General features: G+C 42.0%; 7 protein-coding genes and 1 pseudogene. 4 read left to right on the forward strand and 4 right to left on the reverse strand.

Annotation, left to right across the window (positions count from 1 at the left end):
* Positions 1 to 204: 204 nt before the first annotated feature.
* Complete coding sequence (locus HMPREF9439_RS12235) at positions 205 to 1,614, reverse strand: hypothetical protein (protein WP_157645898.1); 1,410 nt, start codon at positions 1,612 to 1,614, stop codon at positions 205 to 207.
* A 67-nt stretch (positions 1,615 to 1,681) separates the two neighbouring features.
* Positions 1,682 to 1,993: a hypothetical protein gene (locus tag HMPREF9439_RS12240; RefSeq protein WP_040603694.1), complete on the reverse strand. Its 312-nt coding sequence runs from the start codon at positions 1,991 to 1,993 to the stop codon at positions 1,682 to 1,684.
* A gap of 81 nt (positions 1,994 to 2,074) precedes the next feature.
* Between HMPREF9439_RS12240 and HMPREF9439_RS12245 the strand changes: the two genes are divergently transcribed.
* Entirely contained in the window at positions 2,075 to 2,440 is a 366-nt protein-coding gene (locus HMPREF9439_RS12245; RefSeq protein ID WP_008865088.1) for a hypothetical protein, read from the forward strand.
* A 40-nt stretch (positions 2,441 to 2,480) separates the two neighbouring features.
* Here HMPREF9439_RS12245 and HMPREF9439_RS12985 read toward each other — a convergent pair whose 3' ends face one another.
* Entirely contained in the window at positions 2,481 to 3,200 is a 720-nt protein-coding gene (locus HMPREF9439_RS12985) for a hypothetical protein (protein ID WP_008865089.1), read from the reverse strand.
* Positions 3,201 to 3,346: 146 nt separating this feature from the next.
* On the opposite strand from HMPREF9439_RS12985, the gene HMPREF9439_RS12255 reads away from it, so the two are divergent.
* Positions 3,347 to 3,610: a transcriptional regulator gene (locus HMPREF9439_RS12255; protein ID WP_008865090.1), complete on the forward strand. Its 264-nt coding sequence runs from the start codon at positions 3,347 to 3,349 to the stop codon at positions 3,608 to 3,610.
* Positions 3,611 to 4,767: 1,157 nt separating this feature from the next.
* Here HMPREF9439_RS12255 and HMPREF9439_RS12275 read toward each other — a convergent pair.
* On the reverse strand, positions 4,768 to 5,109 hold the full coding sequence (locus HMPREF9439_RS12275) for a hypothetical protein (protein WP_167535265.1): 342 nt from the start codon (positions 5,107 to 5,109) through the stop codon (positions 4,768 to 4,770).
* A 579-nt stretch (positions 5,110 to 5,688) separates the two neighbouring features.
* Here HMPREF9439_RS12275 and HMPREF9439_RS12285 point away from each other — a divergent pair.
* Positions 5,689 to 6,423, forward strand: a complete 735-nt coding sequence (locus HMPREF9439_RS12285; protein WP_008865095.1) for a hypothetical protein — start codon at positions 5,689 to 5,691, stop codon at positions 6,421 to 6,423.
* A gap of 373 nt (positions 6,424 to 6,796) precedes the next feature.
* Positions 6,797 to 7,302 (forward strand): annotated as a pseudogene (locus tag HMPREF9439_RS12290) (hypothetical protein); the annotation flags it as partial.

Genomic DNA, 7,302 nt, shown 5'->3' on the forward strand with positions numbered 1-7,302 from the left:
CTTTGGCCGAATAGTTTTTTGATTTTGGTTTCAGCCAAACATCTCGGACATCCAGCAAACCAACGGCTCCCCGTGCCGTCGGTAGATTTAATCCCGGCGGTAAACCATCCGTGAAATTCGCAAAACCCGGCTTCAAACCGACTTTCATCAATTGATTCTCGAGGGGTAAGTTCTTGTTTTTCAGATATTTGAGAGGAAATCATGTCAACGTCCCTCCGTCTTGCGTTTGAGAACAAATGTCCCGTCCGGGTTGAGTCTTTCGATTCCTTCCATGTAGTCAATGTCTCGGAATCGCTTGGGCTGAGCCGATTCTGAAGCGGATTGTCTTGCATTTTTGCGGTTTGAAACCGCAGTCAATTCGTGCTGAAGGGACTTGAGAACAAAGGCCACTGCCGAGCTTAACGGCTTGCCTTCCTTGTCTTTTGCGGCCTGACAGCGTGCAAACACCTGAGCAATCGTGTCATAGTCGAAGCGGGACATACCGCCGGCGGCCAGCTCCAAAATGAAATTTTGATTTTCCGAATTTCTGGATCTCCAGCGGGCAAGCGCCTTTTCGTCCAAACCGAAAAAGACCAAAACTTCTAAAACTTCGCCGATCATCCAAGCCGATTTTTCGCGCGCGAATAGGTTTTTAATTTTTAAACTTCTATCCGATTCCGATACAGATTCCGATTTATTAATATTTTTATTAATTAAATTATTATCCGATATCCGATCCGATCGGTGCGCGCGCGTGTACGTACGCGAGGACGATTTTTCATTTTCTGCGATTTCCATTTCGTTTTTCGTCACATTTCCGGCCGAAAAAACCGCCGTTTTCCCGTCCTTCTGTGCTACGGCAGACCCATTGGTACTCAAGGCTTCCGAGCAACTCTCATGAATTTGCTGACTGTTTGTTGGGTGGTTTGTTGAGGTTTTGCTGACCTGTTTGTTGACCATTTGTTGGGTGGTTTGTTGAAGTTTTGTTGACCTGTTTGTTGACGTTCTGTTGACATTTTGCTGGCCCTCTGTTGGGTCGTTTGCTGACATTCTGTTGGCGTTTTGCTGGTCATTTGCTGAGGTTTTGTTGACCTGTCTGTTAAACGTTTGTTGGGTAGTTTGTTGAACTTTTGTTGACGCTCTGTTGAAATTTTGCTGATCGTCTGTTGACGTTCTGTCATCGTTTTGTTGAACGTTTGTTGAAGATATGCTCACCGGTTTGTTGATAAATTGCGGATCAGCTCTCGCAACTTCATCTTTAAGCCGGGCCGATTCAGTTCTCAATTCCGCCTCAATTTTCTCTTGAAGAATCTTTGTGAGTTTTCTTTTTTCGGAACTCATCCATCCAGCCTTCATTTTTTCCAACCTCTTAGATACTTCATTCTGAATAAAGTTTTCCAACAAGCTGTGGGCTTCTTTTCGCATGGACAATGATTTCTCCAATCGTTCATCAATCAGCAATTCTTTGTCCTTTTTGAAGAATCTGGCAGTCACAGTATCTAAAATGTGACGCCTGTTTTCGGTTAACACCGGATACAAAGCGAAAACTTCTTCCTGCGTCAAAGGAGACCCCTTCATCGCATAGCCCAGCCGGAGCTTAAACAGACAGGATGAGAACTCATCAGAGAGCACCATGTAGTCCCTGACGTACTCATCACTTGTAATCAAGTATCCGGTAAATTCAAAGGGATTGATCAGGTCATTAATTTTCATTTTTTCCCTCCTGAGACTTTTCTAAAGCTTTTGTTCCGCACTCTTCCCGAGGGATAAAAAGTCCTTTGTCGATTTCAATGAAGTAAAGGGCAAGAACTTGATCAAGATCGTCAAGAAGTGTTCTATTAAGCTGATCGTCCAAGGCACCTACGCTGTTGCAGGCTTGCATGTACGAGAACGGCGCCCCGCCGTTGAGATAGAAGAAGTTAATGAGTCTGGAAATAATTCCGCTCATTGCTACCGTCAAATTGGAATGATTGAGCTGAAGCTGTAAGGGATCGACGAGATAAGGAGTTATCATGTCAGTACTCATTTATAAAATATTTTTTATATAATAGCAAAACTAATGATTTGTTTTCTATCTTAATAGTTTGAGTCTGAGATGAATAAAATTATTTTCCTACTGATTGCAATGGGCTTCTTTTCTTCTTCTGCCGCTAGCCTTGAAATAAACAACTACGACACGGCAAAGATGACTTACTTTGAAGAACTAGATGAATTCGCGAACAGCTTGAGCCCCTCCGAACTTATTCAGGCGATAAATTCATTACAAGTTCGTAAAGAGGATTGCAGCACAGAATTATTTATGGTTTTAAGTGAGAAATTATTGAATTTTTCCGTTGAAAAGAAAATTGGGAAACATGCACACTTGTCCAACAAGATACTTCAACAAGAAGAGGAATGCCGTAAAGCCGGGTTGTTTAAACACTATAAGCGGAAATCCAGCTCAGGTGCTTTTCTTCATTAATTATCTACAAACGGCGATAATATTCCTAAGAAGTTAAAAATTACAAAGCTTGTTGCACCCAAATGAAGACACCAAAGCCTAGAATTTTTAGCGGTTCTAGGTTTTGGATGTGTTCTGAATTTGTAGAACTAGACTGAACGATAAAACCTCCTTTCGCAGAAGAGATAATCTTTCTAAAAACAACACTTCCGTTGAGTTCAACCAAGTAAAGACCATCCTTCGTGTAACTGCGCACTGATTTATCTAAGATAACGATTGATCCATAGGGAACTAAATCGCTTGAAGTTAACTCATCTACATAAAAACTCTCTGCTTTTTCCGCATGAATGGGATACGCAGACTTTTCAATAAAAATATCAGGCATTTGAACGTTACCTATTTTAAAAGGAACAAATCTGCCGTCTGTAGATCGTCTGCGTATCTCAAACAATGGGATAACGGTTAGCTTTGAAGGTGAGTTTTTTTTCTCCTCAGCTTTTAATTTAATGTCTTCTTGTTTTTCCGGTAATGGTTGAATTTCTGGATGTTCCTCGTCCATCCATCCGACTGGATAATTCAACTTTTTTTCTATATCTCGTGCCAGCGCAATACCCATTTCTCTTGGCTTTTTCGTTGCGCTTGAAGGGGCAAAATTTTTAACTTGGCTGAGTGTGGCGTCAGTTTTTGATCGTCCAAGGGCAACATTGAGCCGAGCAATTGAACCGTATTGCTCTATAAGAAAGAGTAAATTTTTTTGGCGAATTAAAGAGACTGGTCGCATTTTTAACCCTTAGTTTTGCTCTTTAATATCAAAAACTTTTTTATTTTGATAGAAAATTATCTATCGATAGAAATGCAGCAATAGATTGGCTATAATTTAGCTATTGATAGTTGCCTTTATATGATTGGAATAGGAAACGCTTGTTTATGAAACTGGACGAATATTTAAAGCAACAAGGCACCGGAGCGTCGTATCAGTTAGCCAAGAAACTCAAGATTCAACCGACGAACGTTTACATGTGGGCCAATAAAAAAGCGAATATTTCAGCCGGACGCTGCATCCAGATTGAATTGCTGACGGACGGTGCTGTCACCTGCGAAGAACTAAACCCGAATTTTGACTGGGACAGTGTGTGGAAGCTTTTTAGAAAGCGCTATGCCAATGAAATTGAAACTGCCAGAGCTTGCTAAAGGAAAAGATGATGTCTAACGAGAGGATTTCAGGCGTTCAGGCTGTACGACTAATACCGGCAAAGACCGTTGCGCGCATTTTGAATATCAATGTCCGGACTGTCTGGAAATTCATGCAAAACAAGCCTAATTTTCCTCAGCCGCTGAAGCGTTTCCCCAGATACACCCGTTGGAATGAAGCAGACATATTGAACTGGAGAGATACTCCGCAAATTTAATTTTCAAAACGAATCCCCCGCATAACTAAAAACCCAAGAGAGAACCATGGAACACTTCAGCAGCGCATTCTATTTAACGATACTCGGCTTAGCCTGTATAGCCGCTGCTCCTTTGTTTTTGTTCCAAAAGCATGACTCTGTTTTTTGTGCCGCTCCTCTCTTGTTATTGCTCGGACTCTCGATACTAATTATCGGACTGGCAGGGCTAAAGGGAGTGGTGCCATGAGAACCAACTTGATAAGAAGGGAAAGAAATAGCGGATATCGATTGGTTTCTGTTATTTGTTGTGGGATGCTCGCCAGTTCTTATCCCCAGTTCTTCCGGAATAAAAATGTGGTTCCTTGTTCTTTTCTTAGCAGCTTCTGTTTATCTGACAACTCAAAATTGGGATCGTCTTCTTCCCTTGCTTCAAGGAACAATCTCTTGCGAATTTTACGAAACACTAGAGGTTTACCATGGTCGGGATTTCCTGTCCCTTATCTACACAATCCTATTTTTGCGCCTCATTTACATCTGCCTCGATTTCTATCTCACACGGGACTGGTCTTCGGGAAGATGGAATCTCTTTTTTGCTCTGAATATCCTCGTTTTCTGCGCTATCGGTTTTCTTCTGAAAGTTCTCAAGTCCGGGACGTATCTGTTTTGCTCGATTTGATTTCTTCCATCTTTCATTTTTGCTATAACGCCCCGGCAATGGGTTTATCACTAAATGAACGCTTTTTTTCAACAGCTATTGTTAGACATGGTTACTGTCGATTTTTGGCAGCAAATGACACCGAACGCCCTTCTTCTCGGAACCCTGCACATGCTAATAGTAGTGAATTTTCTATTGTTCTGGACGCTAATCAAGGGTTCAAAACTTCCCAAAATTCTCCAGGAATTTCCCTTAACTCTTCTGCTTCCCTCGAAAGCGAAAAGCCTTTTGTTTTTAGTTCTTTATTATCTTTGTCTGGCATTCGTTTTACCGAGTTTTGCAATTGCATTTTTAAGGCCCTGAATTTCTTCTGTTGCTTTTTCAATCGTTCTGATAAGTTTTTTGCGTTCAATGTTATTTTCAATAGAAAGGACAATACTTATCACCGCAGAGGCGCAAGCGATAAATGTACACAAGAACACCATATTTTCCCGGCTGTCTTTGTTTTGGTAAATATCCGCCAGCAAGAAAAGAACAAAAAGTATTGCAGCTGCGAAGACGGCATAGAAGACCGTTTTATAGAGATATTTTTCGAAATTAGACATTTTCTTTTCCTCCGAGGGTTGAATAGAAATTTGTCTTTGCAAACTAAATTTTATTCTTATCCTCGGAGACCCCTTTTCCTCGGGGCTTTAGGGAAAGCTAGGGCCCTTTTAGCGCCGCGTGCGTGTCTGAAAACTATGCTGCTGCAAGCTTTTATTTCGAGGTTTATTGCTTGGTCTCAGTATTTGTGCATAGCAAAATTCTCTTCCCATTTGTTCAGAACACGATCTGGCCGGATCGGCCAGCGGCGCTGTTTCTTATTCCTAAGGGCCGCGGACTACCCAAAAATGATTGGAGAAAATGGAGGAACTAAATGTTAGCGTTCTTCTATTTTATGGGTACCGGCTTTTCATTATTTTTTCTAGAACTGGTTGTGATTAATTTGGTCAATTCTTCCGATTCGTTTTTAGATAATTTCGTAATAACCTGCAAATTCTTTTTTTTCACATCGTTCGTTATCGGGCTCCTCTGGACATTCTATTTCTGTGTCCACGGCTTCATTACTGCGATAGGTATAGGAGGTTAAAGATGGAATGTCTTTATTACTTGCTCGGAACTTTTGCGTTTCGTATTTGTTCGGTAGGTAATCAATCTCAACTAGCCATGTAGGATAAGGCAAAAAAATGAAAATAATTCAAATCCCAAAAAATCAACTCATCATGGCAGGAATTATTGCAGGCTCTGTCCTCTTTATGGGGGTAGGCTTGACGGCTGTATGCGCAGAAGATGTGGATTATTCCAAACTGCCGGGAATGCCAAAGTTGGAAATCATGACCGGAAACGAACGCTGGGGATGTGAAGTTCTTCTTTGTCTAGCCAATCCTAACGGCCCACGCGCTGTTTCTGAATGCCGTCCTCCGATTGACAAGCTTTTTGACTGTCTTTCTTGGCGTCATCCGTGCAAGTTTCCGTCCTGCCCGATGGCTGGCGATGGCAATTATGCCAAGCAGCTTAGTGACGGCTTTGATCCATGCTCTTTGCAAGGCATGGAGGATGCTCCTCAAGGGTTCTTAACCGAGGGGAACTTAAACGATGCTAAGAAGTTCAAGACGACTCGTGGAAATAGGAAATTTTTAACGCACGGTCACTCTTCCTATAACTGGGGCGGTGAGCACTGGTTCAAAGCGACAGAGGATTCGCCCGGTTATTGGGGCGGAACAAAAGCATGCGTACGGGGCTATCAAGGCATCGCTTACGAGCCCTATACATGCCAAGAAGATTCCGGGGACAGCTCCTACACGACAACTTGTTATCGACCTGTGAAGGTCTATGAAGAAGTTGTTTGGCAGAAATACCAATCCAGACGCGCTATCGACGTTTTTATCAACGGGAAAAATTGGACTCGCGTGCATTGGTAGAGCGTCTAATTAGAAGGAATGAGCATGATTGAAATCACAGCTTCAGATATTTTTTGGATCGGCGCAATGGACAAAATATCGCTGGGCTTAATGTTAACGAGTCTGTTTTGTCTCTTGTTAATAGTAATTGCCGTTGAAAGCAGTTCCGTCGGACTTTTGCTTTTCGCTCTGTTACTTGGCATCTTTTCATTATCTTTTCATTTACCGCTTGGGTCCTCACTCCGAGTTCTCAAACGTACGCTGCCATGAAAGTTCTTCCGGCAATCGTAAACAATCAGCGAATACAAGGCGTCGCCGAAAATGCTTTGGAACTGACAGAACGTTTCCTTAAGGAGCATCTGGAAAGTCAACTCGGCACAATGAAGGAGAAAAAATGAAACAACAGAAATTTGAAAAAGCTTTTAGACAAGCTGTAAACAAGGTCATTACGGACGATTCTCGTGAGTCAGAGCTTTTGAAGCAAAAAAAAATTATTGCAGGCTGCAAAAACAAGCTTGCGGCTTCCGGCATGCTCCTTTACTACTTTTCTTGTTGCGGCGATGACCAGAGCGAAGCTAAAAGAGTGGCCCTTGCGAATGATATTTCTGAAAAGCTCTTTGTCAACAAGAGCCCGGAAGAAGAATTCTGGAGCCTTTCAGCCAAAGATTTATTTGAGACACTTCTAATGCTTTTAGCTCAAGAATGCGGAAACAACAATCCGGTTAAGGAGTTTTACAACCTCCTGGCAATGACCCAGGACATCCAAAAATTTAGCAATAAGTTAGAGCAATTCAGCCAAAGCGATAAAGGGCAACAATTTTCGAAGATTATTCAACGTTTTCTGAGTAATTCGGAGGCCACCAAGACAGGAATTGTCGCCCATATGAACAATCAATTGCT

The organism is Parasutterella excrementihominis YIT 11859 (assembly GCF_000205025.1).
Classification (GTDB): Bacteria; Pseudomonadota; Gammaproteobacteria; order Burkholderiales; family Burkholderiaceae_F; genus Parasutterella; species Parasutterella excrementihominis.